Annotated in this window: 23 protein-coding genes; 8 read left to right on the forward strand and 15 right to left on the reverse strand. The window is 69.6% G+C overall.

Features of this window, described 5'->3' with window-relative positions:
* Window positions 1-5: 5 nt before the first annotated feature.
* Entirely contained in the window at window positions 6-1,064 is a 1,059-nt protein-coding gene (locus MZC64_RS17770) for a hypothetical protein (protein ID WP_247757820.1), read from the forward strand.
* A gap of 5 nt (window positions 1,065-1,069) precedes the next feature.
* Window positions 1,070-2,164: a hypothetical protein gene (locus MZC64_RS17775; RefSeq protein ID WP_247757821.1), complete on the forward strand. Its 1,095-nt coding sequence runs from the start codon at window positions 1,070-1,072 to the stop codon at window positions 2,162-2,164.
* A 7-nt stretch (window positions 2,165-2,171) separates the two neighbouring features.
* Here the strand turns inward: MZC64_RS17775 and MZC64_RS17780 are convergent, their stop codons facing one another.
* The 5 genes from MZC64_RS17780 to MZC64_RS17800 all read right to left on the reverse strand — a co-directional run bounded on the left by MZC64_RS17780 (window position 2,172) and on the right by MZC64_RS17800 (window position 6,237).
* Window positions 2,172-3,272, reverse strand: a complete 1,101-nt coding sequence (locus MZC64_RS17780; protein WP_247757822.1) for a Gfo/Idh/MocA family oxidoreductase — start codon at window positions 3,270-3,272, stop codon at window positions 2,172-2,174.
* The gene (locus MZC64_RS17785) at window positions 3,269-3,871 is read right to left on the reverse strand and encodes a hypothetical protein (RefSeq protein ID WP_247757823.1); all 603 of its coding nucleotides are present in this window, start codon (window positions 3,869-3,871) and stop codon (window positions 3,269-3,271) included. Before MZC64_RS17785 ends, MZC64_RS17780 begins: the two co-directional genes overlap by 4 nt.
* Before the next feature lie 6 nt (window positions 3,872-3,877).
* Window positions 3,878-4,720: a carbohydrate ABC transporter permease gene (locus MZC64_RS17790; RefSeq protein ID WP_247757824.1), complete on the reverse strand. Its 843-nt coding sequence runs from the start codon at window positions 4,718-4,720 to the stop codon at window positions 3,878-3,880.
* Window positions 4,717-5,610, reverse strand: coding sequence for a carbohydrate ABC transporter permease (locus MZC64_RS17795; RefSeq protein ID WP_247757825.1), 894 nt, complete (start codon window positions 5,608-5,610; stop codon window positions 4,717-4,719). Before MZC64_RS17795 ends, MZC64_RS17790 begins: the two co-directional genes overlap by 4 nt.
* 78 nt (window positions 5,611-5,688) lie before the next feature.
* Window positions 5,689-6,237 carry an AAA family ATPase gene (locus tag MZC64_RS17800; RefSeq protein WP_247757826.1) on the reverse strand — a complete coding sequence of 183 codons (549 nt, stop codon included), beginning with the start codon at window positions 6,235-6,237 and terminating at the stop codon, window positions 5,689-5,691.
* 65 nt (window positions 6,238-6,302) lie between these two features.
* Between MZC64_RS17800 and MZC64_RS17805 the strand changes: the two genes are divergently transcribed.
* Window positions 6,303-6,593, forward strand: coding sequence for a hypothetical protein (locus MZC64_RS17805; protein ID WP_247757827.1), 291 nt, complete (start codon window positions 6,303-6,305; stop codon window positions 6,591-6,593).
* A 46-nt stretch (window positions 6,594-6,639) separates the two neighbouring features.
* On the opposite strand, the gene polA is transcribed toward MZC64_RS17805, so the two are convergent.
* Window positions 6,640-9,282: a DNA polymerase I gene (polA, locus tag MZC64_RS17810; protein WP_247758289.1), complete on the reverse strand. Its 2,643-nt coding sequence runs from the start codon at window positions 9,280-9,282 to the stop codon at window positions 6,640-6,642.
* 124 nt (window positions 9,283-9,406) lie between these two features.
* On the opposite strand from polA, the gene MZC64_RS17815 reads away from it, so the two are divergent.
* Window positions 9,407-9,832, forward strand: a complete 426-nt coding sequence (locus MZC64_RS17815) for a PaaI family thioesterase (protein ID WP_374205765.1) — start codon at window positions 9,407-9,409, stop codon at window positions 9,830-9,832.
* Between the two features lie 153 nt (window positions 9,833-9,985).
* On the opposite strand, the gene MZC64_RS17820 is transcribed toward MZC64_RS17815, so the two are convergent.
* The 8 genes from MZC64_RS17820 to MZC64_RS17855 form a co-directional block, all read right to left on the reverse strand.
* A complete protein-coding gene (locus MZC64_RS17820; protein WP_374205774.1) occupies window positions 9,986-10,693 on the reverse strand; it encodes an ABC transporter ATP-binding protein in 708 nt (235 codons plus the stop codon).
* Window positions 10,686-11,543 carry an ABC transporter ATP-binding protein gene (locus tag MZC64_RS17825; RefSeq protein ID WP_247758290.1) on the reverse strand — a complete coding sequence of 286 codons (858 nt, stop codon included), beginning with the start codon at window positions 11,541-11,543 and terminating at the stop codon, window positions 10,686-10,688. Before MZC64_RS17825 ends, MZC64_RS17820 begins: the two co-directional genes overlap by 8 nt.
* Window positions 11,544-11,605: 62 nt before the next feature.
* Window positions 11,606-12,748, reverse strand: a complete 1,143-nt coding sequence (locus MZC64_RS17830; RefSeq protein WP_247757830.1) for a branched-chain amino acid ABC transporter permease — start codon at window positions 12,746-12,748, stop codon at window positions 11,606-11,608.
* Entirely contained in the window at window positions 12,745-13,755 is a 1,011-nt protein-coding gene (locus tag MZC64_RS17835) for a branched-chain amino acid ABC transporter permease (RefSeq protein WP_247757831.1), read from the reverse strand. The genes MZC64_RS17830 and MZC64_RS17835 overlap by 4 nt, the downstream gene beginning before the upstream one ends.
* A 99-nt stretch (window positions 13,756-13,854) precedes the next feature.
* On the reverse strand, window positions 13,855-15,063 hold the full coding sequence (locus MZC64_RS17840; protein ID WP_247757832.1) for a branched-chain amino acid ABC transporter substrate-binding protein: 1,209 nt from the start codon (window positions 15,061-15,063) through the stop codon (window positions 13,855-13,857).
* Window positions 15,064-15,333: 270 nt separating this feature from the next.
* Entirely contained in the window at window positions 15,334-15,945 is a 612-nt protein-coding gene (locus tag MZC64_RS17845; RefSeq protein ID WP_185007690.1) for an ANTAR domain-containing response regulator, read from the reverse strand.
* A gap of 176 nt (window positions 15,946-16,121) precedes the next feature.
* On the reverse strand, window positions 16,122-17,003 hold the full coding sequence (locus MZC64_RS17850) for a bile acid:sodium symporter family protein (protein ID WP_247757833.1): 882 nt from the start codon (window positions 17,001-17,003) through the stop codon (window positions 16,122-16,124).
* A 69-nt stretch (window positions 17,004-17,072) separates the two neighbouring features.
* Window positions 17,073-17,534: a MarR family winged helix-turn-helix transcriptional regulator gene (locus MZC64_RS17855; protein ID WP_247757834.1), complete on the reverse strand. Its 462-nt coding sequence runs from the start codon at window positions 17,532-17,534 to the stop codon at window positions 17,073-17,075.
* A gap of 63 nt (window positions 17,535-17,597) precedes the next feature.
* Here MZC64_RS17855 and MZC64_RS17860 point away from each other — a divergent pair, with 63 nt between their 5' ends.
* The 4 genes from MZC64_RS17860 (at window position 17,598) to MZC64_RS17880 (ending at window position 22,968) form a co-directional block, all read left to right on the forward strand.
* A complete protein-coding gene (locus MZC64_RS17860; RefSeq protein ID WP_247757835.1) occupies window positions 17,598-18,248 on the forward strand; it encodes an HD domain-containing protein in 651 nt (216 codons plus the stop codon).
* Between the two features lie 25 nt (window positions 18,249-18,273).
* The gene (locus MZC64_RS17865) at window positions 18,274-19,155 is read left to right on the forward strand and encodes a twin-arginine translocation pathway signal protein (RefSeq protein WP_247757836.1); all 882 of its coding nucleotides are present in this window, start codon (window positions 18,274-18,276) and stop codon (window positions 19,153-19,155) included.
* Window positions 19,156-19,488: 333 nt separating this feature from the next.
* The gene (locus MZC64_RS48700; RefSeq protein WP_308301026.1) at window positions 19,489-20,523 is read left to right on the forward strand and encodes a hypothetical protein; all 1,035 of its coding nucleotides are present in this window, start codon (window positions 19,489-19,491) and stop codon (window positions 20,521-20,523) included.
* Between the two features lie 1,338 nt (window positions 20,524-21,861).
* Complete coding sequence (locus tag MZC64_RS17880; RefSeq protein ID WP_247757838.1) at window positions 21,862-22,968, forward strand: ThiF family adenylyltransferase; 1,107 nt, start codon at window positions 21,862-21,864, stop codon at window positions 22,966-22,968.
* Between the two features lie 3 nt (window positions 22,969-22,971).
* Here the strand turns inward: MZC64_RS17880 and MZC64_RS17885 are convergent, their stop codons facing one another.
* Entirely contained in the window at window positions 22,972-25,131 is a 2,160-nt protein-coding gene (locus tag MZC64_RS17885) for a tetratricopeptide repeat protein (RefSeq protein WP_247757839.1), read from the reverse strand.
* Between the last annotated feature and the right edge of the window lie 65 nt (window positions 25,132-25,196).

A 25,196-nucleotide genomic window follows, 5' to 3' on the forward strand; every position in this document is an offset into this window, starting at 1 on the left:
ACCCCATGCGCCGCAACCGGATCCTGCTCGCCGCCCTGGCCCTCGCACTGGCCGCCACGGCCGTAGTGGTGCTGCGGGAGCAGGCCGGACCGCCGCCCGCGCCGGACACCGCCGCCGAGCCGCCCCCGCGGACCGCGCTGCGTGGCGTGGACTTCGCCGACGAGCGGCACTGGTTCGGGGTGCGCGCCCAGTGCCGCGACGACGGGCAGGACTGGTGCGCGCACGAGTTGCTGGCCGGCCAGGACGGTCAGGTGCAGCTACGGGAGCTGCCGCTGGAACTGCGCGGCGACCAGCAGCACCTGGCGATCGACCTGGTGGCGCTGGGGCCGTCCCGGCTGGTGGTGCGGGACGGGCAGCGCCGCTGGTTCACCGCCGACGCCGGGCAGAGCTGGAGCAGGGTCGAGGAGGACGCCGCGCCGGTGGACCGGATCCCGGCGGGCGCGGTGCTCGAACCGGACTGCACGCCCACGGGCTGCACCTCGCGGGTGCTGGTCGTGCTGCCGGAATCCGGGCGCCGGGCCGAACTGCGCGGGCTGCCGCCGCTGGACGAGCTGCGCCCGGTGCCCTACCCGGACACCGCGGGCCGCTGGCGGGTGGTCGGGACGCACCGCGATCGGCTGACCGTGGCCAGCACCGTGGACGAGGGGCGCAGCTGGCAGGTTCGGGAGCTGCCGGCCGGCCCGGTGGCCAGGCCGAAAAGCGTGCGACTGGTCTTCGCGGGGCAGACCGGGTACCTGCTGGTCAACGGCGAGGCGCAGCCGCAGGGCCTGTACCGCGGCGACGGCGAGCGATGGGACCTGGTCTGGCAGGCCGCCGGGACCAGTGCCCCGCACGTCCTGCTCGCGCTCATCCCCCGGCCGGACGGCCGGCTGACCGCGCTCGACCAGGCGGGTCAGACCTGGGTGAGCGAGGACGGCGGCCGGTCCTTCCGCCCCGCGCGGCCCGAGGAGGCGCTCAACGGCTGGCGGGCCTACCCCACCCGGTCCGGGCACCTGCTCGCCGCCGAAACCGATATCAGCCACTCCCCCGACGGCGTAACCTGGACTCCCCTGCCGAAGGGCTGAACCGCATGCGCCGCAACCGGATCCTGCTCGCCGCCCTGGCCCTCGCGGTGGCGGTCACGGCCGTGGTGGCGCTGCGCGAACAGGCCGGGCCGCCGCCGGAACCCACCGCCGCGCCCGAGTCCAGCGCCGAGCTGGAACCGGATCGGCCACCGACCGGGATCGTGGCCCTGGACTTCGCCGACAACCGGCACGGTTACGCGGTCCGCCGGGTCTGCCGGGACGGCCCGGCCGATGTCTGCCAGGCGCATCTGCTGGCCACCACCGACGGGTTCCAGTCCGCCGAGCACCGCGACCTGCCGCCAGGGGTCGGCGGCTACCTGGGCGGGCTCGCCGGGTTCGTGGTGCTGGGGCCACAACGGCTGCGGGTCGGCGCGGGCCTGGAGCAGCACTACAGCGGGGACGGCGGGCGGAGCTGGACCCTGGTCGCGGGCGAGGCGCCGCCGGTGGACGGGATCCCGACGGGCGCGCGGCTGGAACGGCAGTGCCCGGCGACCGGATGCGTGCTGCGGGTGGTGCTGCCCGGGTCCGGCCAGTCGGCGGCGTTGCGGAACCCGCCCGCGCTGACCGATCCACGGCCGCTGCCGGTGCCCGCGCGGGACGGGCGCTGGTGGGTGGTCGGCCGGGCCGCCGACGGACGCGCGCCGGCGGTGGCGAGCAGTGCGGACGGGCGGGACTGGCCGGTGCGGGAACTGCCCGCGGCGCCCTATGCCGGCTGGTGGCAGGCCGGCGTGGCGGTGGCGGGCAGCGCGGTGTACGTCGGGGTGACCGGGCCGGGAGCGGAGGCGGCGGGGTCGCTGCTGACGCTGTACCGCAGCGGGGACGGCGGGACGAGCTGGACCAGGGTGCAGGCCGGGGTGGCCAGCCCCTCGCTGACCGCGGCCCTGGTGCTCGGCGCGGACGGCGAACCGCGGCTGCTGGACCGGTCCGGGCAGACCGTGGCCGGGACCGGTGGCGGCCGCGAATTCCGGGCGGTGGCGGCGGATCAGCGGCTGCCCAAGGGCACGGTGACCTGGACCCGCGGCGGCTACCTGGCCGAAACCGCCTACGAGCACCTGGTTTCCGCCGACGGCAGCACCTGGACCAAGCTGTGGGTCGCCTGAACCTGGCTCACCACGGCGCGCCCAGTTCGGTGAAGGTGGCCAGCCGCTCAGCCGCCGCGGCCACCAGCGCGTCCACCCCGGACACGATCACCCGACGCTGCTCACCACTGTCCACTTCGGACAGATGATGGTCCGGGATCCGCACCGGGTCAGGGGCGGCGCCGATGGCGGCCACCACCTCGGTGAAGGTGCGGCACTCGGCCAGGGGTGAGCGCAGCGGCGTGCCGTTCGCGCGGAACTCCAGGAGGTTCGCCAGCAGATCCGTCCGGGGTGGGGTGGCGACCGGGTCGCCGTCGACGGTGAGCAGGTCCTGCCCGTAGACCAGTTCCGCCCGGTGCGTGCTGCCGTGCGCGATCAGCCGGGGCGGGACGGAGTGTTCGGCGGCCAGGGTGACCGCGACGGTGACCGTGGGGCGCCCGGCGAAACGCAGTCGCACGCAGCCGGTGTCGTCGGCCTCGACGTCCCTGGCGCGGAACAACTCCAGATCCAGGCTGACCGGGATGGCCTGCTGAGCGCCTGCGGCGACCAGGGCGGCGTGCACGGCGTGTGCGAAGGGGTTGCTCAGCGCGCCGTCCAGGACCGGTTCGCCGTGCAACCTTCGGCGACCTGCCCAGGGGGCGCGCCGGTAGTAGGCGTCGGTCCGGGTCCAGGCGCCCTGGCCGCCGATACCGCGGACCTCGCCCAGACTGCCCCCGGACACCAGCTCGGCCAGCCGGTGCAGGGCCGGTGACCCCATGGTCTGGAAGCCCACCTGGCAGCGCCGCCCGGTCTCCCGCTCCAGCGCGAGCAGTTCGTCCATTGTGGACAGATCGAGCACCGGGGGTTTCTCCAGCAGCACATCGCTGCCCGCGCGCAGGGCGGCCACGGTCAGCGCGCGGTGGGTGTGCGGCGGGGTGGCGATGACGGTGACCGCGGGCGCTTCGGCGGCGAGCAGCGCGGTCAGGTTCGGGTGGTGCCGCACTCCGGGCGGCAGCGGGCCGGGATCGCGCGGATCGCACACGGCGACCAGGTCGATCCGGCCCTGCTCATGCAACTGTTGTGCGTGCCGCAGATGGTGCCGGCCGTGGCCGTGCACCCCGGCCAGTGCCAGCCGGGGCGCAACGCTCACGGTTCCTCCCGCAGGCTCGCCGCGGTGGCGGCCAGCGCGAGCGGTCCGGCCACCACCAGCGCGAGCGGCGGCAGCGTCCACACCAGGATCGCGGCCACCACGTGCGCGGCGGCCAGCAACAGGAAGGAACCGGGTCCCAGCACGGCTTTGCCGTAGGCGGCGCGCACCGCGGACAGCCAGCCGCGGCCGGTCACCCCGGCGACCGCCGCGGTCAGCGTGAGCAGCGTGAACGCGCACAGGCTGACCCCGGCGACCAGCCAGCGCAGCACCAGGCCGCCGGGCAGGTCCAGGCCCAGCAACAGACTCAGGTTCAACGTGAGCAGCGTGCTCGCGGCGACGAAGGCCACCCCGGCGAGCAGGTGCCGGCGCAGGCCGTTGGCGAGGGTGTCCCGGAAGACCGGCAGCAACGCGGGCGAGTCACCCTTGTGCCAGCGGGCGATGACCGCGCAGGCGGCGGCGAACCCGGCGGGCAGGGTCAGCACCGGCACCGCGCACAGCGCGACCAGCAAGCCGAGCAGCACGGTGTCGGACAGGGCGGACAGGCGGTCCCACCACAGGGTGGGGCCCCGTAGGTGCCCGGCCGGCGTCCGATCCGCCATCGGCGTTCACCCCTTCAAGCCCGAGGTCGCTACACCTTGGACCAGGAAGCGTTGGAAGGCAAGGAAGAAGAGCAGGATTGGCACCAAAGACAGCACCGACATGGCGAACATCGCGCCGTAGGCCGAGGTGGAGGTCTGGTCGATGAACAGCCGCAGCCCCACCGGGATCGTGTAGTTGTCGGCGGAGTTGAGGTAGACGAGCTGGCTGAAGAAGTCGTTCCAGGCCCAGATGAAGCTGAACAGCGCGGTGGTCACGATCGCGGGCCTGGCCAGCGGCAGCACGATGTGCCGGAAGGTGGTGAACGGGCCGCAACCGTCGATGGTGGCCGCCTCGTCCAGCTCACGCGGGATGCCGCGCATGAACTGCACCATCAGGAACACGAAGAACGCGTCGGTGGCCAGCACTTTCGGCAGCACCAGCGGCAGGAAGGTGTCGATCAGGCCGGTGCGCTGGAACAGCACGTACTGCGGGATCAGCGTGACGTGCGCGGGCAGCATGATGGTGAGCAGGGCGAAGGCGAACAGCGGCGCGCGCAGCCGGAACCGCAGCCGGGCGAAGGCGAATCCGGCCAGCGTGCAGGAGATCACGTTGCCCAGCGCGGTGCCGGTGGCCACGATCAGCGAGTTGCCCAGGAAGGTGCCGAAGCCGACGCCGCCCGCACCCTCCAGGGCCTGCTGGTAGCCGCTGAGATCAATGACCTTGGGCCACACCGTGTCCAGCCTGCTCAGCAGTTCCTGCACCGGGCGGACCGAGGCGGTGAGCAGCCAGAACAGCGGGTAGAGCACCAGCAGCAGCGCGGCGAGCGCGGCCAGGTGGGTGGCCAGCAGACGCAGCCTGCGGGCGGTCATCGGGCGGCCAGGTCGTCGCCGTAGAACACCCAGCGGCGGGCCGAGCGGAACAGCAGCGCGGTGACCAGGGCGATCACCAGCAGCAGGATCCAGGCCATCGCGGCGGCATAGCCCATGCGGAAGTCACCGAACCCGCGTTCGTAGAGGTAGAGGGTGTAGAACAGGGTCGCGTCGGCCGGGCCGCCGCGGCCGGAGCTGATGATGAAGGCCGAGGTGAACGCCTGGAAGGCGTGGATGGCCTCCAGCACCAGGTTGAAGAAGATCACCGGCGAGAGCACCGGGAAGACCACGCTGACCAGCCGCCGCCACCAGCCCGCGCCGTCCACCGCGGCCGCGTCCAGGAGGTCCGGCGGGATCTGCTGCAACCCGGCCAGGAAGATCACCATGGGCGCGCCGAACTGCCAGGCGGAGAGCAGCACCACCGCCCACAGCGCCCAGTCCGGATCGTCCACCCAGCTCGGCGTGCTGATGCCGAGCTGGCCGAGCACCGAGGGCACCGCGCCGCCGCGGTCGAACAGCGAACGCCAGGCCAGCGCGAGGCCGACGCTGGCGCCCAGCAGCGAGGGCGCGTAGAAGGCGGAGCGGTAGAAGGCTTTTCCCCGGCCGCGCAGGGAGTTCAGCAGCAGCGCGGCGGCGAAGGCGAGCAGCAGTTTCAGCGGCACCGAGACCAGCACGTATTTCAGCGTCACGCCGACCGCGGTGCGGTAGCGGTCGTCCTGGGTGAACAGCTCCACATAGTTGTCCAGGCCAACCCAGCGCGGGGTCTCGAACAGGTTGTAGTCGGTGAAGGAGAGGTAGAGCGAGGCGGCCATCGGCAGCAGGGTCAGGGTGACCGCGCCGAGCAGCCAGGGCAGCAGGAACACGTAGGCCGGCCACGCGCGCTGCCGCATGCACACCCCCGCCCGCCGGAAATGAAAGCGTTTACCAAGGCGGACCGTAAGCGGCGGATCGGGCGGGTGTCAACAACTTCAGCCGGTGATGGAACGCAGCCAGGCATCGGTCTGGCGCTGCCCGCACAAGCGCACCACGGGCAGCGGGGTGGGCAGCAGTTCGCGCACCCTGGCCCGCACCTTGGGGTAGGTGGACCAGGCCCAGCGGATCACGTGCTCGGGGTCGGTGAAGATGGTGTGCAGCGGCGGTTCCTGCTCGCCGTTCCACAGCAGCTCGCCCCGGCGGCGGCGCTGGTAGGTCCGCCAGGTCACCCGGCGGATCACGGTGTGCCGGGGGTGGTCCAGCCAGACCACAAGCTGGGCCCGTTCGGCCAGCAGCGGGCGCACCGAGTCGTACTGCCACTCGCACACCCAGCCCTCGCTGCCGGCGAACTCGGTGACCTCGGCCAGGAAGGTGGGCCGGGGAATCCACTGTGGACCGTGATAGAGCGCGTCCAGTTCGATCGCGGGCACCGCGAAGATCCGTGCCAGCTCCCGGACCATGGTCGTCTTCCCGGCCCCGGAGGCGCCCGCGACGAGGATGCGCTGGGGTTTCTGCGGCAACGGATCGGCCCAGTGGAGCAACACGGCAAGTAGCTTACTGGCGTACGCTGCGTGTCCGAACGTCTTTAACTCGGGGAGGGGTCGCTCGGATGCGCCGTTGGATGTTCGCGCTGGCCACCGCGGTGGTGGCCTCCGGTGTCGGGGTGTCGGTCAACGTGGCCACCGAACTGGGCACGAACGTGTGGGCCTGGGTCGCGGTGGGGGTGGCGACACTGGCCGCGGCGGGGGTGGCGCTGTGGGTGCAGTCCGGCTCGGCCGAGGTCGAGAGCGGCGGCGCGGTCACGAACTCGGTCAGCGGCACGGTGACCGGTTCGGTGGTGCAGGCCAGGGACATCTCCGGTCCGGTGAACCTGGGCCGTCCGGAGGATCCGCGCCGCTGAGCCCGGCGTGGGCGCGACCGGTGTCCGGGCACGCCCACGCGGTGAGTCAGTGCGCGGCCTCGTCCCAGGACTGGCCGACGCCGACCGAGACATCCAGGGGCACGTCGAGCCGGTAGGCGTTGCCCATGTGCTCGCGTACCAGGGCTTCCACGGCCTCCCGCTCGCCGTCGGCGATCTCCAGCACGAGTTCGTCGTGCACCTGCAGCAGCATCCGGGAGCGCAGGTCGGAGGTGGAGATGGCCTGGTGCACGCCCAGCATGGCGACCTTGATGATGTCGGCCGCGCTGCCCTGGATGGGGGCGTTGAGGGCCATCCGCTCGGCCATCTCGCGGCGCTGGCGGTTGTCGCTGTTGAGGTCGGGCAGGTAGCGGCGGCGGCCGAGGATGGTCTCGGTGTAGCCGTCCCTGCGGGCCTTCTCCACCACTTCGTGCAGGTAGTCGCGGACGCCGCCGAAGCGGGCGAAGTAGGCGTCCATCTGGGCGCGGGCGTCCTCGGCGGAGATCCGCAGCTGCTGGGCCAGGCCGTACACCGACAGGCCGTAGGCCAGGCCGTAGGACATGGCCTTGACCCGGCGGCGCAGTTCGCCGGTGACCTCGCCGGTGGGCACGTCGAAGGCCTGGGCGGCGACGTAGGTGTGCAGGTCCTCGCCGGAGTTGAACGCCGCGATCAGGCCCTCGTCCTTGGACAGGTGGGCCATGATGCGCATCTCGATCTGGCTGTAGTCCGCGGTCATCAGCTCCGCGTAGCCGCCGCCGACCACGAAGGCCCGCCGGATGGTGCGGCCTTCCTCGGTGCGGATCGGGATGTTCTGCAGGTTCGGTTCGGTGGAGGAGAGCCGGCCGGTGGCGGCGATCATCTGGTTGAACGTGGTGTGGATGCGGCCGTCGTCGGAGACCGATTTGAGCAGCCCGTCCACCGTGGTCTTGAGCCGGGTGGCGTCCCGGTGTTCGAGCAGGTGCGCCATGAACGGGTGCTGGGTGTCCTCGTAGAGCTTCTGCAGCGCCTCGGCGTCGGTGGTGTAGCCGGTCTTGGTGCGCTTGGTCTTGGGCATGTTCAGCTCGTCGAAGAGCACCACCTGGAGCTGTTTGGGCGAGCCCAGGTTGATCTCCTTGCCGATCACCCCGTAGGCGTCCTGGGCGGCCTGCTTGACCCGCCCGGCGAAGTGCGCCTCCAGCTCGGTGAGCTTGTCGTCGTCCACCGCGATGCCGGTGATCTCCAGCTCGGCCAGCACACCGAGCAGCGGCAGTTCCAGCTCGGCGAGCAGCTGCGTGGCGCTGATCCGGGCCAGTTCCTCATCCAGCGCGCCGGCCAGTTCGGCGACGGCGCGGGCCCGGAGGAGTTCCTTGGTGGCGGCCTTGGCGACGGTCTCGGTCTCGTCTTCCAGGAGGGAGAGCTGACCGTTGTCGCCTGCGTCCTCGGCGCGCAGTTCGCGCTGGAGGTAGCGCAGCACCAGGTCGCCGAGGTCGAAGGAGCGCTGTCCTGGGCGGACCAGGTAGGCGGAGAGGGCGGTGTCGGAGGTGAGTCCGGCCAGGGTCCAGCCGCGGGCGCGCAGGGCGTAGAGCGGTCCCTTGACGTCGTGCGCGGCCTTGGGTGCGGCCGGGTCGGCCAGCCAGGCGGCCAGCGCGGCGTCGTCCTCGGGGGTCAGCGCGGTCACGTCCACGAACGCGCCCTGACCGTCCACAGTGGACAGTGCAATGCCGGTGAGGTCGCCCGCGCCGCGGGCCCAGTCCCCGACGAAGGAGAGTCCGAGCCGTCCGCCGCGCCCGTGTTCGCCCAGCCAGTCCGCCACCGCGCCCGCGGCCAGGGTCTCGCCGTTGACCTCGAAGCCTTCCTCGGCCTCGGGTTCGGCAGTGGACAGGGTGGCGAAGAGCCGGTCCCGCAGCACCCGGAACTCCAGCTCGTCGAACAGCCGGTGCACCGCGTCCCGGTCCCAGGACTGGGCGGCCAGGTCGGCGATGGTGGCTGGCAGTTCGACGTCCCGGACCAGTTCGGTGAGCCGCCGGTTGAGCAGCACCGCGTCCAGGTTGGCCCGCAGGTTCTCCCCCGCCTTGCCCTTGACCTCGTCCACCCGGTCGACCAGCGCCGCGAGGGAGCCGAACTCCTGGATCCACTTGGTGACGGTCTTCTCGCCGACGCCGGGGATCTTGGGCAGGTTGTCCGAGGGGTCGCCGCGCAGCGCGGCGAAGTCGGGGTACTGGTTGGGCGAGAGGCCGTACTTGGCCTGCACCGCCTCCGGGGTGAACCGGGTCAGCTCGGAGACGCCCTTGACCGGGTACAGCACGGTCGTCTTCGGCGTCACCAGCTGGAGCGCGTCCCGGTCGCCGGTACAGATGAGCACGTCGAACCCGTCCGCCTCCGCCTGGGTGGTCAGCGTGGCGATGAGGTCGTCGGCCTCGTAGTTCTCCTTGCTCAGGAACGGAATGGACAGTGCGGTGAGCACTTCCTGGATGAGGCTGACCTGCCCGCGGAACTCATCCGGCGTGGCGCTGCGGGTGGCCTTGTACTCGGCGTAGGCCTCGGTGCGGAAGGTGACCCTGGAGACGTCGAAGGCGACCGCGAGGTGCGACGGCTGCTCATCCCGGAGCAGGTTGATCAGCATCGAGGTGAACCCGTACACCGCGTTGGTGGTCTGCCCCGTCGCGGTCTGGAAGTTCTCCTTGGGCAGGGCGAAGAAGGCCCGGTAGGCCATCGAGTGCCCATCGATGAGCAACAGTCGGCGCGCGTCAAGGCGGTCGGGTTGGGTCACGGCGGCGAGTCTAAGGTGACGGTACGACGATTCCCGCGCCACCCGCGCGCGGACCCCCGGAAAGGTGATGGTGAGCCTGGTGAGCACGGTCGACCTGAGCAGCTCCCCCGCAGGACAGCTCACGGAGAAGTTGGGCATCGAGATCACCTCGTGGGACCCGGAGAAGCTGGTCGGCACGATGCCGGTGGAGGGCAATCGTCAGCCCTACGGCCTGCTGCACGGGGGCGCGAGCGCGGTGCTGGCGGAGACGCTGGGGTCGGTGGCGGCGGCGATGCACGCGGCGCCGGAGCGGATCGCGCTCGGGCTGGAACTTGCTTGCACACACCACCGGGCCGGCCGCGACGGCCTGGTGACCGGCGTGTGCATGCCGCTGCACCGGGGCAAGACCACGGCCACCTTCGAGATCGTCATCAGCGACGAGGACGGCCACCGCCTGTGCACGGCCAAGCTGACCTGCATCCTCCGCGAGCGCCCACCCGGCGACCCCAAGTAACCGTCCACTTGGCCCAAGTCGCACGCCCACTTGGGCAAACCAGGCGTACGACTTGGGCCAACCAGGCGTCCACAACGGCCAACACTCCGGCAGGGTGGGACCCCCTGCCGGAGTGTTGGCCGTTCTTGTACGGGGTGTTGGCTGTTGTGGGCGTCAGGCGACGCCCAGGTAGGCCTCCTTGATGGACGGGTCGGCCAGTAGCTCCGCGCCCGTGCCCTCCTTCACGATGCGGCCGGTCTCCAGGACGTAGCCGCGGTGGGCCCGGCTGAGGGCCTGTTGCGCGTTCTGTTCCACCAGCAGGACCGTGGTGCCCTGTTCGTTGATCTCCCGGATGATGCGGAAGATCTGCTGGATGAACTGGGGGGCCAGGCCCATCGAGGGCTCGTCGAGCAGCAGCACCCGGGGACGGGCCATCAGGGCGCGGCCGATGGCGACCATTTGCTGTTCGCCGCCGGACATGGTGCCGCCGACCTGGTTCTTGCGCTCGGCGAGCCGGGGGAACAGCTCGAAGACGCGCTCGAAGTCCTGGGCGATGGCCGCCTTGTCCTTGCGGGTGTAGCAGCCCATCTCCAGGTTTTCCAGCACCGTCATGCCGGGGAAGACACCCCGGCCTTCCGGGGACTGGCAGATGCCGCGGACGACCCGGAGGTCGGCGCGCAGCTTGGTGATGTCCTCGCCGTCGAAGCGGATGGTGCCGCCGGAGAGCGGGCGCACACCGCTGATGCCGCGCATGGTGGTGGACTTGCCCGCGCCGTTGGCGCCGATCAGGCTGACGATCTCACCCTGCTCCACGTGCAGGGAGATACCCGTCAGGGCCTGGATCCGGCCGTAGTGCACGGACACGTTGTTCAGCTCAAGCAGCGCCATCGTCGGGCACCCCCAGGTAGGCGGCGATCACGGCCGGGTTGTCCCGGATCTCGGCTGGCAGGCCCTCGGCGATCTTCTTGCCGAACTCCAGCACCACGATCCGGTCCGTCACGCCCATGACCAGCTTCATGTCGTGCTCGATGAGCAGCACGGTGTACCCGTCGTCGCGGATCTTGCGGATGAGCCCCATCAGCTCTTCCTTCTCCGCGGGGTTGAACCCGGCCGCCGGCTCGTCCAGGCACAGCAGCTTCGGCTCGGTGGCCAGCGCCCTGGCGATCTCCAGCCTGCGCTGGTAGCCGTAGGGCAGGTTCTTCGCCTTCTCCGCGGCGCGGTCGGCGATGCCCACGAACTCCAGCAGCGCCATGGCCTTCTCCACCGCGGACTTCTCCTCGGCGTGGTGCCGGGGCAGGCGGAGCAGGGCGCCGATCACGCTGGTCTTGTGCCGGGCGTCGGTGCCGACAACCACGTTCTCCAGCGCGGTCATCTCGCCGAACAGGCGGATGTTCTGGAAGGTGCGGGCGATGCCCAGCCGGGTGATCTGGAAGCGCTTGCGCTTGCCGATCGGCTTGCCTTCCAGCAGCACCTGGCCGCTGGTGGGCCGGTAGACGCCGGTCATCGCGTTGAAGCAGGTGGTCTTGCCTGCGCCGTTGGGGCCGATGAGCCCGAGGATCTCGCCACGGCGGATCTCGAAGTTCACCCCGTCCAGCGCCACCAGCCCGCCGAAGCGCATGGTGACCTCGTCCAGCTTGAGCAGGGTGTCCCCGACCTCGACCGCGATCTCCCGGTCGGCGGCGACCGCCTCGGCCACCTCCGCCTCGTGCGCGGCCCGCTCCTCCGGGGTCATCCGCTCCAGCTCGGCGACCAGACCGCCCTCGACGACCGGTTCGTCGTCGCGCTTGTCCGCGCTCACCCCTGCACCCCCTTCTTCGAGTCGAGCATCGAGCTCTCCGTGGCGATCTGCTCCGGTTTGCCCAGCAGCTTCTGATAAGCCTGCCTGCCCCTGGCGAGCAGCCGCTGCCGCGCGCCCAGCAGACCCTGCGGGCGGAACAGCATCAGCACGATCAGCGCGATACCGAAGATCAGGTACTTGTACTCGGCGATCTCCTGGAACCGGTCTGGCAGATAGGAGATCACGAACGCGCCCAGGATCACCCCGACCTTGTTCCCCGAGCCGCCGAGCACCACCGCGGCCAGGAACAGCACCGAGGTGACCACGTCGAACTTCTGGTTGTTCACGAACCCGATCTGGCCCGCGTACAACACCCCGGACAGACCGCCGATCGCGGCGCCGATGGCGAAGGCCCACAGCTTGAACTTGAACGTGGGCACGCCCATGATCTCGGCCGCGTCCTCGTCCTCCCGGATGGCGATCCAGGCCCGGCCGACCCGGCTGCGCTCCAGGTTCCCGACCAGGACCAGCACGATGATGATGATCGTGATGGTCAGCCAGTACCACGGGGTTCCGTTGGTGGAGTTGAAGATCGGCGCGCCCGCGGCGTTCTCCAGCTCCGGGCGGCCGACGTCCTGGAAACCGCGGTTGCCGCGCAGCGCCGGGACGTTGTCGGCCAGCAGGCGCACGATCTCGCCGAAGCCCAGGGTCACGATCGCCAGGTAGTCCCCGCGCAATCGCAGGGTCGGTGTCCCCAGCAGCACGCCGGAGACCATGGTCACCAGCATCGCCACCGGGATCACCGCGATCCACGGGTAGTCCCAGCGCAGCGGGGATTCCGGCGAGGTCAGCAGCGCCGCGACGTAGGCGCCGACGGCGAAGAAGCCGACGTAGCCCAGGTCGAGCAGACCGGCCTGGCCGACCACCACGTTGAGCCCGATCGCGATCAGCGCGAAGCGGGCCGCGTTGAACAGCGCGATCTGGAAGTCGGTGCCCGGCTCGGTGGTCAGCAGCGGCGGGTTGATCAGCGGCAGCAGGTAGAGCAGGGCCACCAGCGGGATGAGCACACCCCACTGCTGGAACCGGTTCAGGCCATTCCACCAGTCACGCACCCGCTGGCCGAAGGGCACGGCCGCGGTCTTCTCGTGTTGTGCGTTCATACCCGTGCCTTCCCGAGGGACTCGCCGAGGATGCCGGTGGGCCGGAACATCAGGACGACGATCAGCAGGACGAAGGCGACCACATCGCGCCACTGCCCGCCGAAGAGGGACTGTCCGTAGTTCTCCACCACACCCAGCAGCAATCCGCCGAGCACCGCCCCCCGCAGGTTACCGATCCCGCCGAGCACCGCGGCGGTGAACGCCTTGAGCCCCAGCAGGAAGCCGCCGGTGTAGATGACACCGGAGGGGATCTGCATGACGTAGAACAACGCGGCGGCGCCGGCCAGCAGACCACCGATGAGGAAGGTCACCATGATGACCCGCTCCCGGTTGACGCCCATCAGCGTCGCGGTGGTCGGGTCCTGGGCCACCGCGCGGATACCGCGGCCGAGCCTGCTGCGTTTGATGAAGGTGTCCGCGGCGAACATCAGCACCAGCGCGGCGAGGAAGACGATGATCTGCACGTTGGTGACCCGCGCGCCGAAGATCTCGAACTGGGTGGTCGGCCGGATGATGCGGATCGCACCCTCGGCGTTGCCGCCCCGCCAGACGAAGAAGATCTGCTGCAGCACGAAGGACGCGCCGATCGCGGTGATCAGGAAGACCAGCGAGGGCGCGTTCCGTTTACGCAGCGGGCGATACGCGACGCGTTCCACGATCACCGCCACCGCACCGGAGACGATCATGCCGACCCCGATGGCCAGCACCAGGGTGGCGATGATCTCCCCCGTGTCCAGCGTGGGAGTCGGCCCCGGCTTGAAGCCGAGTGCGTCGAAGGTGAACCAGATACCGAAGGCGCCCGCGATGAACACCTCGGAGTGCGCGAAGTTGATGAGCCGCAGCACGCCGTAGACGAGGGTGTAGCCCAACGCCATCAGCGCGTAGATGCTGCCGTAGGACAAACCGTCCACGGTGTTGGCCCAGAAGTTCTCCAGCAGCAGGTCAACGTTGAAGCCGATTCCGCTTCCCGAGTCCTGCGCGAGAACTGTGCCTAGTTGCTGAATCACAGATCCGCCCGTTTCTTGCGGTGCACACGCCTGGGGCACGGACGTACGCAGGCGAATGCGTGCATCCGTGCCCCAGTGCGGTGATGTCTCAGGTCGGGATTACTTGGTGATCGGCTTGAACTTGACGATCTTGCCGCCCTCGACCTTGTACGACCAGACGGGCGTGTCGGTGAGTTCGCCGGTGGCGTCCCACTTGAACTTCTTGGTCAGGCCCTGGCCCTCGTAGTTCTTCACGAAGTCCAGCAGACCGGCCCGGTCCTTGAGGCCCTTGTCGATGCCCTTGAGCAGGATCGTCGCGGCGTCGTAGCCCTCGGCCGAGTAGGTCGACGGCTCCTTGCCGGAGAGCTGCTTGTAGGCGGTGGAGAACTCGGTGAAGGCGTCCGCCGGCACACACGGGCAGGTCAGGTAGGCGCCCTCGGCGCCGTCCGCGCCGCCCTTGATGAACTCATCGTCCTTGGTGCCGTCCGGCGCCACGAACTTCGCCTTGATGCCCTCGTCGAACAGCTTGGAGGCCAGCGGGCCGCCCTCGGCGTAGTAGCCGGCGAAGAAGATGGCGTCCACGTTGGCGGACTTCAGCTTGCTCGCGGTGGCGGAGAACTCGCGCTGGTTGGTCTTGATCTGGTCCTCGCAGGTGACCTTCGACCCCAGCGCGCCCTTGATCGCGTCGGCCAGGCCGGTGCCGTACTCCGAGTCGTCCCTGATCACGCAGACCTTCTGCGCCTTCAGCTCCTCGGTGAGGAACTTGGCCGCGGCCGGACCCTGCACCGCGTCGTTGCCCAGTCCGCGGAAGAAGGTCTTCCAGCCGTTCTTGGTCAGGCCGGGGTTGGTCGCCGACGGCGTGATGGTGACCAGACCGGCTTCGTTGAAGGTGCCGCCGACGGCCTTGGACTCACCCGAGAACGGCATGCCGATCACCCCGACGATGGTGGTGTCGGTGATCGCCTGGGTGACCACACCCGGGGCCTTGTCCGGGCTGCCCTCGGAGTCGTACTTCTTCAGATTCACCTGGCAGCCGGCGTTCGCGCTGTTGTGCTGGTTGATCGCCAGCTGCGCGCCGTTGAGGATGGCTTGGCCCAGCGCGGCGTTGCCGCCGTTGATGGTGCCGATGTAGGCGAGCGAGACATTGCTGCACTTGGCGTTGCCGTCACCGCGCGGGTCGGCCGCGTCGCCCGGCTTGCCCGGCGCCGCCTGACCGCCCGAGGTCTGCCCCCCGTTACCCGATGAACCGCTACCGCCTCCGCACCCTGCGACGGTGAGCGCGATAACGCTCGCAACCGCCAGGGTCCGCACGAGTCGTGCTCCAGACACCCGTACCTCCACTTGCCCAATCCGCCACCGGCTGAACGGCGGCGGTGTCCCGTACCACTCCGGGACGTGGTTGGACCGGAAAGTAGCTGTCCGTTTCGTCTAAGCCCAGGGTCGCTACAGGAGCGTGTCCACATCGTGACGGTGGTGACGCACCGAACACGAAGCAGACCCAGCCAAGAAGAAACAAGATCCAAACGGGTGGTAACCCACCGTTTACATCACACTCCGTTGCAGGCCAACAGAGGGTGACCCAGCGGGCTCACCGCGTCGTCAGTTCAGGTTGTCCAGCACGGCGTCCGCGACCGCCTTCATGGTGGTCCGGCGGTCCATGGCGGTGCGCTGGATCCAGCGGAACGCCTCCGGCTCGGAGAGCCCCTGTTTGGTCATCAGCAGCCCCTTGGCCCGCTCGATGGCCTTGCGCGTCTCCAGGCGCTCGGTGAGCCCGGCGACCTCGTTCTCCAGCGCGCTCAGCTCGGCGAAGCGGGAGACGGCCAGCTCGATGGCCGGCACCAGATCGCGCTTGGCGAACGGCTTGACCAGGTACGCCATCGCCCCGGCGTCCCGCGCCCGTTCGACCAGCTCACGCTGGCTGAAGGCGGTCAGGATGACCACCGGCGCGATCCGCTCCCTGGCGATCTCGCCCGCGGCCTCGATGCCGTCCTTCTTGGGCATCTTGACGTCCATGATGACCAGGTCCGGCCGCAGCTCACCGGCCAGCTCGACGGCCCGTTCGCCGTCCCCGGCCTCGCCGACGACCTCGTAGCCCTCCTCGCGGAGCATCTCCACCAGGTCGAGGCGGATGAGCGCCTCGTCCTCGGCGACGAGCACGCGGCGCTGGACGGGGGCGGCCTGTTCCTGGGCCTCGGCAGCCGGCTGGGTCACCGGGGTCCTCCTGCGGTCTCGGCACTGCACTGAACGCGAAACCGCAGCTTACCTGTGCCCCCGAGACGACTTTGTGAACGCGGCAGGTGATCGGTGTGACATTCCCCGCCGCGAGCCCCGCCGCGGCACTGGCCACTTCCGGACCGTCCGCCCCCGGACACCCCCGGCGCCCCCGCTCATCCCTGCCCGGCCGGCTCCACCTGCCCGACCCGCCGCCCCTTGCCTCGCGCGAACCCGAACGCGGCCACCGCGGTCGGGAAGTTCATCACGATCCCGTAGACCGCGGCCGGAATCGCCAGCACCGGACTGCCCAGCACCACCGTGGCCACCGCGATGGCCAGCACCCCGTTGTGGATCCCGATCTCCATCGCGGAGGCGATCGCCTGCTCCCTCGGCACCCGGAACACCCTCGGCACCAGGTACCCGATCACCAGGCAGCACACGCAGAAAGCCAGCGCCCACAACCCAACCCCGCCGAGACGGGTCAGGAACACCGTCCACTGCGTCACCACCGCGGTCGTGACCACGATCGCCAGCACCAGCACCGCCGCGATCTTCACCCGCCCCGCCATCCGCACCGCGAACGCGCTGAACCGGTGCCGCACCCACATCCCCAGCGCGACCGGCACCAGCACGGTCGCGAACACCTGCACCAGCTTGTCCGCCTGGAACCCGATCTCCTTGCCCGCACCCAGGAAGTAGGTCATCGACAGATCGACCACGATCGGCAGCGTGGCCAGCGCCAGCACCGAGTTCAACGCCGTCACCGCGATGTTCAACGCCACATCCCCACCCGCGAGATGGCTGAACAAACTCGCCGAACTCCCACCCGGCGAAGCCGCCAGCAACATCGCCCCCACCGCCAGTTCAGCGGGCAACCCAAACCCCAGCACCAACCCGAACCCCACCACCGGCAACACCAGCATCTGGCAGGCCAGCGTGATCACCGCGGCCCGCGGCGACCGCGCTACCCGCCGCAGATCCACCCCGGTCAGGGTCAGGCCCAGCCCGAACATCACCAGGGCCAGCGCCACCGGCAGGAACATCGAGAACGACACGGAAACTCCTCGCCCAACCCCAGAAAAGCCAAGATCACCCGCCCAGACCGTACGTCAGCCCCGCCCCGCTCACGGCAGGGTCACCGGACCACCCGCGTTGCCGATGATCCGGCGCAACACCCGCACCGCGGTGGCGTAGTCCGCCTCGCTGACCCCGTCGTGCAACCGGCCCCGGATCCCCGCCGTGAGATCGGCCAGCCGCGCCCGCCCGTCCACCCCCGCCTCGGTGAGGGTGAGCCGCCCGCCCGCCCCCACCGCGATCCACCCCTTGTCGAGCAGATCGTCCAGGACCGCCGGGTAGGTGGCGACCTCGCCGATCTGCGGCGTCAGGTACTGCCGCAGGTAGTCGGTGACCTCGGCCCTGGTCAGCCCACCCTCGTGCCTGACCAGGGCATTGAGCGTCATCCAGTGCCGCTGGGTCACGCCCAGGGTGCCGTGGGTCTGGTGGATGTGGCGGATGACCGTTTCGTGCGCGAGACCGGTCCAATAGCCGACCGGCTGCCGCGCGAGTTCCGCGTCGCTGTAGTCCATGGTGGGAGACGCTAGGAGTTCCAGCACGCTGGAGGTCAACACCGGGAATCCACGGGAGGTGCGATGACCAGTCGAGCAGTCGCACTGGACACGGTCACCGAATGGGAGAAGACCAACGCCGCGGACCTGGTCGAAGTCGCTCGCGAGACGGCAGCCCAACTCCTGACCTCACTTGAGCGTCGCTGGCAGCACGTGCGAGGGGTAGCTGCCCGAGCAACAGAAATCGGTGGCGCGGTTCATCGGGATGCGGACTCCGACGCGCACAATCAGGCGGCGGAGAGGCTGCTCGTTGCTTCCGCCTGGCTTCATGACGTTGGGTATTCGCCGAGCCTGGTCACCTCCCGCCTGCACGCCGTAGACGGCGCGGAATACCTGGCAAGGCGGGGCTTTCCACTGAAGCTGGTGAACCTGGTGGCTCACCACTCAGGCGCGCGGTTCGAAGCTGTCGAACGCGGGCTCGGCAACCTGATGGAGCCCTATCCGTTCGAGGATGACGAGTTCTCCGACGCACTGACGGCCGCAGATCTGACGACAAGCCCAGACGGCCAGCACATCTCATACGACGATCGGATCGACGAGATCCTTACCCGGTACGCACCAGGCGACCCGGTGCACGAGTATTGGCTGAAGGCGCGCCCCGTCATCGGCGAGGCCATCGCGCGGGTTCCCTTCCGAATTGTGGTGGATAATTCTCCCAGCCCACCACCGATATGATGACGTCGTCGTATGATGCATGGGGGTGACATTTCTCGACAGCATGCGGGTCATGCCGGAAAATTGGATGAGCGCGACATCCCTGCAGCCAGACCCCTGTCGCGCCCATTTTCCCTGCTCCCACCCAAGAGGAAATCCTATGCATGACGACGATGAGCCAGTTGGCCGGGTACTCGGCAGACGGCAGGCGTTGATTCTGCTCGGTGCCGCGGGTGCCACACTCACGGTCGCGGGATCCGCCATGGCCAGTGCCACCACCTCCGCCCCGAGTGCGCCCGAGGTCTGCACGCTGGACTGTGTGGTCAAGCCAGAGCAGATGGAGGGCCCCTACTTCGTTGACGAGCGGCTCAACCGCTCCGATATCCGCAGCGAGCCGGCCACCGGCCAGCTGGTGCCCGGCACCGCGCTGACGATCAACTTCACCGTCCAGCAGATTCGTCAGCAGCAGTGCACTCCGCTGCCGGGCGCGATGGTCGACCTCTGGCAGTGCGACGCGTTCGGGCTGTACTCCGATATCCCGTCCCAAGGCAGCTCCGGCCGCCGATTCCTGCGCGGTTACCAGAACACCGACCAGGCGGGTGCGGCGCGGTTCATCACCATTCTGCCGGGCTGGTACACGGGTCGCACGCTGCACATCCATATCAAAATTCGCACCGTCGGAACCAACGGCCGGCCGTACGAATTCACCTCGCAGCTGTACTTCACGCCCGAGTTCGGCGCGGCCTATCTGCGGACCGAACCGTACCGGCGGCGGGGACCCGCGAACACCACCAACAGCCGGGACTCGATCTACCGCAACGGCGGCGCCCAGATGCTGCTGCGGCCACAGCAGGCCGGCACCGCCTACACCGCGGACTTCGCGATCGGCCTCGACCTGTCCAACACCCAGGTCGGCCGGCCCGACTAGGGGCGGCAGAACGCCTTGCGACAAGATCAGCCCCTGACCGGGTTCTGCCTGGTCAGGGGCTGCGCTGCACTTCACTAGGTGCCCCGGGCGAGGCTCGTACAGCATCCACACGAAACCGCACCCGCCGTGAGCTGCGGCTTTCCGCCACCGTCAGGATTGATCGGCCCCGTCGGGGTCAGGGCGTTGGTGCCCCATGACGACCTCGTGGTGGCGCAGGCCCTTGCCCTGTACGGGGCCACACGCAGACGGACCCGCTTCTGACCAGCGGTTCTCCGGTGGGATGCTGGTGATCAAGGGCAGTTCCCAGGTCGACAGCCCTGGAGGCGATGCCTGATGGCCACCTTGGGGCACGACTCGTCAAGCCAATCCTCGACGGAGTCAGCAGTCATTGTCCGGGCAGTCACTGTGATCATGGGGACGGTTGTTGGGCTCACGTTCCTGTTCGGCTTCGGCAACGTCCTCAACCTGGCCCTTCGGCTGGGAGTGCCGGTTTGGGTGGCGCCGCTCGTCGCGCCCGCGATCGATCTTTCGATCCTGGGGCTCCTACTGGGTACGCGGCACCTCGCGCTCACCGGCGCGTCCGCGGACGTGCTACGTCCGGCCCGCCGACTACTGATCTTCGCGAGCGTGGTCACGTTGGCGTTGAACGTGGCGGACCCCCTCGTTGCCGGCGCCTACGGAAAGGCGGCGTTTGACGCCGTTGGACCGCTTCTCTTGATCGGCTGGGCCGAGGTCGGCCCCGGGTTCCTGCAGGCGATCCATGCGTGCCGAGAGCGCGAGCATACGAATGATATAGACGTACGCGGAACCGCCGCGGTGGCGGAGTTGGGCAGAGAAGCGCCCCACTTCCCGCCGACGAGCCGGAGTTCAAAGCGTGGCGATCGACGGGAGTCCAACAGGCAGGAATCCGCAGTTGAGGATTCCGCGCGAGGTCCGCAGAAGCAAGCCGACAGAAACAGAAATCACCTAATAGCTGAGTTCACGCCGGAGTTGGTAGACCGTGCCGTGAAGGCTAACGCTGAGCACATTCGAGAGTACGGCCGTGAGATCGCATCCGAAACATTGCGGCACCTCCTGCGGCAAGACGGCATCCCGATCGGAGCGACGCGGGTTCGTCGCTTGGCGAGGCTGGCGCGCTCGGCGTCTTCGAGTTCTGCGACCAGGCCGGAGAGTGACCGCGACTGTGCGCCGCCCGATGGTGGTCGCGTTACGAACGACGATTCGGCGTCAGGCGGGCAGGACGTCCCAGAGGGTCTGGCCGGCGAGTTGGCGGGTCAGCGCGTCGATGACGGTGCTCGCTCCCTGCTGCCGGAGAGTGTCGTCGTTGAGGGTGAATCGGTGGTATTGGCTGGTGGTGCCTTTACGTGATCCGGAGAGTGTGCCGTCACCAGGGTTGCGGAGTGGGTCCATCGTGACCGTGACCAGCCCGCAGCGCATGAGCATGCGGTGGGCCTCATAGGTGGCACGGTCGAACCCGAAGGTCTCCGTTCTCATCCGCTGGGCCAGGAACAGGTTGGAGCCGGGTTCTACGGGCCCCGGGGAGCGGGCGAGGAGCCGTAGGGCGAGGTAGAGGCTGATCTCGTTGTCGGTCAGCGCGTGGACCCAGCCGTTGAGGAAGAACTCGGCAGGCACCGTGACCGAGCGATTGATCTCCGGCACCGAGTAGGGCACCTCGGCGCTGGTCTCGTCGAGCAGGCGGAACCCGGCGAAGCGGTGGTAGCCGACGCCCGCTTCGATCATGCCGTGGTCGGCCAGCCGGGCGAGGGCGTGCTTGAGCTGGCGGACCCGGTTCTGCTTTGCCGTCGCCCCGCGCACCAGGCCGGAGGAGTTGCTGGCGAGCGAGCACACCAACTCGACCCAGGACGGCTCACCCATTGTCCGGGGGTCCACCAGCGGCCGCCTACTCGGCTCCCCGGCACGCGCCCCGGGGCATTGGGCCTCGAACAGCGCCATTAGCTGCAGTTGCACCGCCAGGCTGCGGGGCGCGCTGATCCGACGCAGCGGCGGCAGCGGCTCGCCAGGACCTGCGCGAGCGAGCAAGCCGTGACGCAGGCGGACCCGGTGCGATCCGTGGCGCCACATCCGCTGCCTGGCGCTTCGCACAGCGGCGTCGAGGCCGGTGTCGACCAGCGCTCGCAGGGTGCGCTGGCGCAGTTCCAGGCGGCCGCGGAGGGAACGTGCGCCTATGTCGCCCTGACTTTGCACGTAGTGACATCTACCAACTGACCGCTCTGACGGGAAGAGGGCGATGAGCAACTGGTCCTGAGCATTCGTCAGGTGCGAGCGGGTGAGTCGACGGCTCTGACGTGGGCCGATCCTGTTCTGCGGCACCACCGGCACACCAAAAACACGGGGAAGCGACCGGGGCCGAGCATGGAGGTCTCCTCCCTTCTCGCTGTCGCTTCGGGCATGGCGGTGTCCCTGTTCTCGCCCCGGTCTTCGTCCCCGATTCCGCCCGGCGCGACCGGCGATGCTCATGGACGTCCAGTACCGGAGGTGGAGGAAACGCCATGAATCCGCCGGAGTTCCACACACCGTCAGCCGAGGCCGGCCCGCCCCACCGGGGTTGTCTGGCCATGGCCGCCTTCCTCCGCTGTGCGATCGCTGGGAAGGGGGTGCATGACATTGATCGAGTTCATCGAGATTGAGCGGGAGCTGAGCTTCAGCGGCGCCACGCAAGAGGGCTAACCAGGTTGAGGAGTTTCCATGCAGCGGCCACGAATCAAGTTCGAGCACCAGCCCGTGCGGTACGGCGTTGATCGCGTCCGCTTCGGCGGCAACATCCCGAGCATCGCCGGCGATGTCCGGGATCCGGATGGCTGGGTGTGGGCGCTGGCCGGCACCCTCGACGGGACACGCACGGTGGACCAGGTGGTCGCCGACCTGGTCCACCGTTTCCCCGGCAAGACCCGAGGTGACGTGCTGGAGGACCTCGACTGCCTTCGTCAGGACGGGCGTCTCGAAGACGCCGCCGAACCAGACCCCGTCGAGCTGTCCGCGGCAGAGCGGGAACGGTATGGCCGCGGCCAGGCGTACTTCCGGTGGGTCGACCGCCTCCCGCGATCGACGAGCTGGGCAGCCCAGAAGTTGTTGCGGCAGGCGCACGTGACGGTCGCCGGGACCGGCGGCGCGGGTGGCATAGCCGCGCTGGCCCTGGCCGTCTCCGGGGTCGGCCACGTGCACTGCCTGGATCCCGACATGGTGGAACTGTCCAACCTCAACCGCCAGATTCTGTTCACTGAAGCCGACCTGGGACGTCCCAAGGTCGAGGTGGCTGTAGAACGCCTGCGGGCGCACAACTCCACCATCGAGATCACCGGGGAACGCACCACCATCGACGGCCCCGACGTACTGCGCCGGCTGGCCATCGGCTGTCATGTCCTGCTGGTCACGGCTGACGACCCGCCAGAAATCCGGTCCTGGGCCAACCGGGCCTGCCAGGAGACCGGCACCGCCTGGGTGCACGCGGGCTACCACGGACCGCAGGTCAACATCGGCCTGTACCGTCCGGGCCCCGGACCCTGTTATGACTGCGCTCTGGCCGCGCAACGGCAACGGCGAGCGGAGCAGCCGCCAGTGACCTTGTGGCCCGGCGCGGATCTGGCCACCCCGGTGCAGGCCGCGAACATCTCGTCGGCGGGGACGGCAGGCTTGATGGCCGCGCACGCGGTGATGAGCCTGATCACCGGCGCTCCAGCGTTGCCAACCAACTGCGAGATCGGCGTCAATCTGGCCACGCTGCGCGAAAGTTCCACGGTCGGTCCAGCGGAACCACGGTGGGATTGCCCGACCTGTGGCCCGGCCGGCGCCTGACCTTCATCGCTGCCCGCCGCCGACCCTGTGCTGGATGTCGGCGGCCCGGGTGGCCAGGGCCTCGGCTTGGGCCTCGTCGAAGCCGTCAAGCAGCGCGGCGGCCTCCTGGAGAAGCTGGTGTGCTCGCGCCAGATCACCGAGGTGCTCCCAGGAGGTCGCCGCCGTCACCAGCGCGGTCGCGAGGTACTGCTCGGCCCCGGCCAACTGCCGGAACAGCGCGGCGGCGCGACCGGCGATGTCGATCGACCGCTCGTGCTCGCCCAGCGCCTGCCGGGCCACCGCGGTGCGGTGCATCACATCGGCTTCCCCGACCTGGTCTCCGGCCTGACGGCGTAGCTGGAGTTCCCGTTCGGCATGGGTCAAGGCTTGCCGGAACTGGCCCAGTTCCAGGCTGATCTCGCCGAGGTTGGCCTCCACGATCGCCTCCGGACGCCCACCACCGACCCGCCGGGCCGTCGGCAGCGCTCGCCGGAAGTAGGCCAGCGCCTCCTCGAAGCGGTGCTGGCTCTGCCGCACCTGCCCGAGACCAACGAGCGCGCCGTAGTGCCGCCTGGGGTTATCCAGCTCCTCGGCCAGGGCGAGTTCACTGCGGTAGTCGGCCTCCGCCTCGGCAAGCCGCCCCAGATCCGAGTAGGTGTTGGCCCGCAGGGTGAACAACCATGCCGCCGCGGCCCGGTTTCCGATCCGCTGGGCGAGGTCGACACCGTGGGTGTGCATGTCCACCCGCACCGCCCACAGCGCGCGTTGACGGAAGGTGAGAAACCGCGCGGCTTCAGCGAGACAGAGAGCGGGCTCGTGGAGCTGGTGACGGACCGCAGCGCGTAGGGCGGTGCCCAGGTTGTCCAGTTCGGCATCCAACCAGGCCAGCGCCTGCGCCCGATCAGCCAACGGCACGTCGGCACCCACTTGCGCCAGCGTGCTGTCGAGGAACCACAGGCCGGGGAAGACGAGCCGGTCGGCGAACTGGGCAATGCGGGCATACCAGGTGATCACGGAGACCGTTGCCGACCGTCGATCCTCGGCGGTGTCGTCGTTGTCGGCTCGGTGGGCGGCGTAGGCGTGCAGCAGGTCGTGGCAGCGGTAGCGCCTGCGCCCGACTGGCTCCACGAGATGGGTCGCGGTGAGAGCCTCCAGCAGCCGGTAGGCACGGGCAGGCTCGATGCCGGCGAGCACGGCGGCGGCCTCGACGCCGAACTCCGGGCCGGGATGCAAGCCCAGTCGCCGGAACAGCAGGGCCTGGTCGGCGGGCAGCTGGGTGTAGGACCAGTCGAAGACGGTGCGTACGGCGCTGCGGTCGTCGCCGCTGCTGCTGAGGGTGTCCAGGTGGCTCTCCTCGCTGGTGATGTCCTCCACCACATCGGCGACGGTGGTGTGCGGGCGCACCGCGATGCGGGTGGCAGCGACCCGCAAGGCCAGCGGCAATCGCGCACAGAGGCGGATGAGTTCGGCCACCGCGGCGGCTTCGGTGTCGGCTCGCTCCGGGCCGATGATCCCGCGCACCAGATCCTCGGCTTCGGCGGAGGTGAACAGGTCCACGGTCAGCGGGGTCGCCGCCTCGGCCACGGCCAGCCCGGTCAGGTTTGCCCGGCTGGTGACCAGCACCAGACATTCCGGGGCGCCGGGCAGTAGCGGCCGGACCTGGTCGGCGCTGCCCGCGTTGTCCAGCAGGATCAGCGTCTGCCGCTCGGCCAGCAGCGACCGGTACAGCGCGGTCTGGGCATCCAGCTCGGCGGGGACGCGGTCCTCGGCGACCCCGAGATCGCGGAGGAACGCGGCCAGCACCAGTGCCGGGGCTACCGGGGCGCTGGGACCGTAGCCGCGTAGATCGGCGTACAACGTGCCGTCGGGGAAGTGGTGCTGCGCGCGGTGCGCCCAGTGCACGGCCAGTGTGGTCTTGCCGACTCCGGCGGTCCCGTCCAGCACCGCCAGCGCCATGGTTGCGGGGCTGGTGCGGGGGTGGGTGCTCAGCAGGGTGTCCAGGGCGGCGAGCTGGTCGGCGCGCCCGGCGAAGTCCCGCAGCGCCGGGGGAAGCTGTCGGGGCGCTGACGCGGCGGGCAGCGGGGCGGGCGGGGACAGGACGAGCTGGTTGATGGTGCCGGCCTGCACTACATGTCCGGTGACGCTGCCACTGATCTGGTTGTGCACGTCGATCCGCTCGGTCACCTGTCCAGTCTCGCCTGGTCACTGAGCACGCTATGCGGGATCTGGCGGAGGCCACCCGGTCGGAC

The sequence above is a fragment of the Crossiella sp. S99.2 genome (assembly GCF_023094165.1).
In the GTDB taxonomy this organism is placed as follows: Bacteria; Actinomycetota; Actinomycetes; order Mycobacteriales; family Pseudonocardiaceae; genus Crossiella.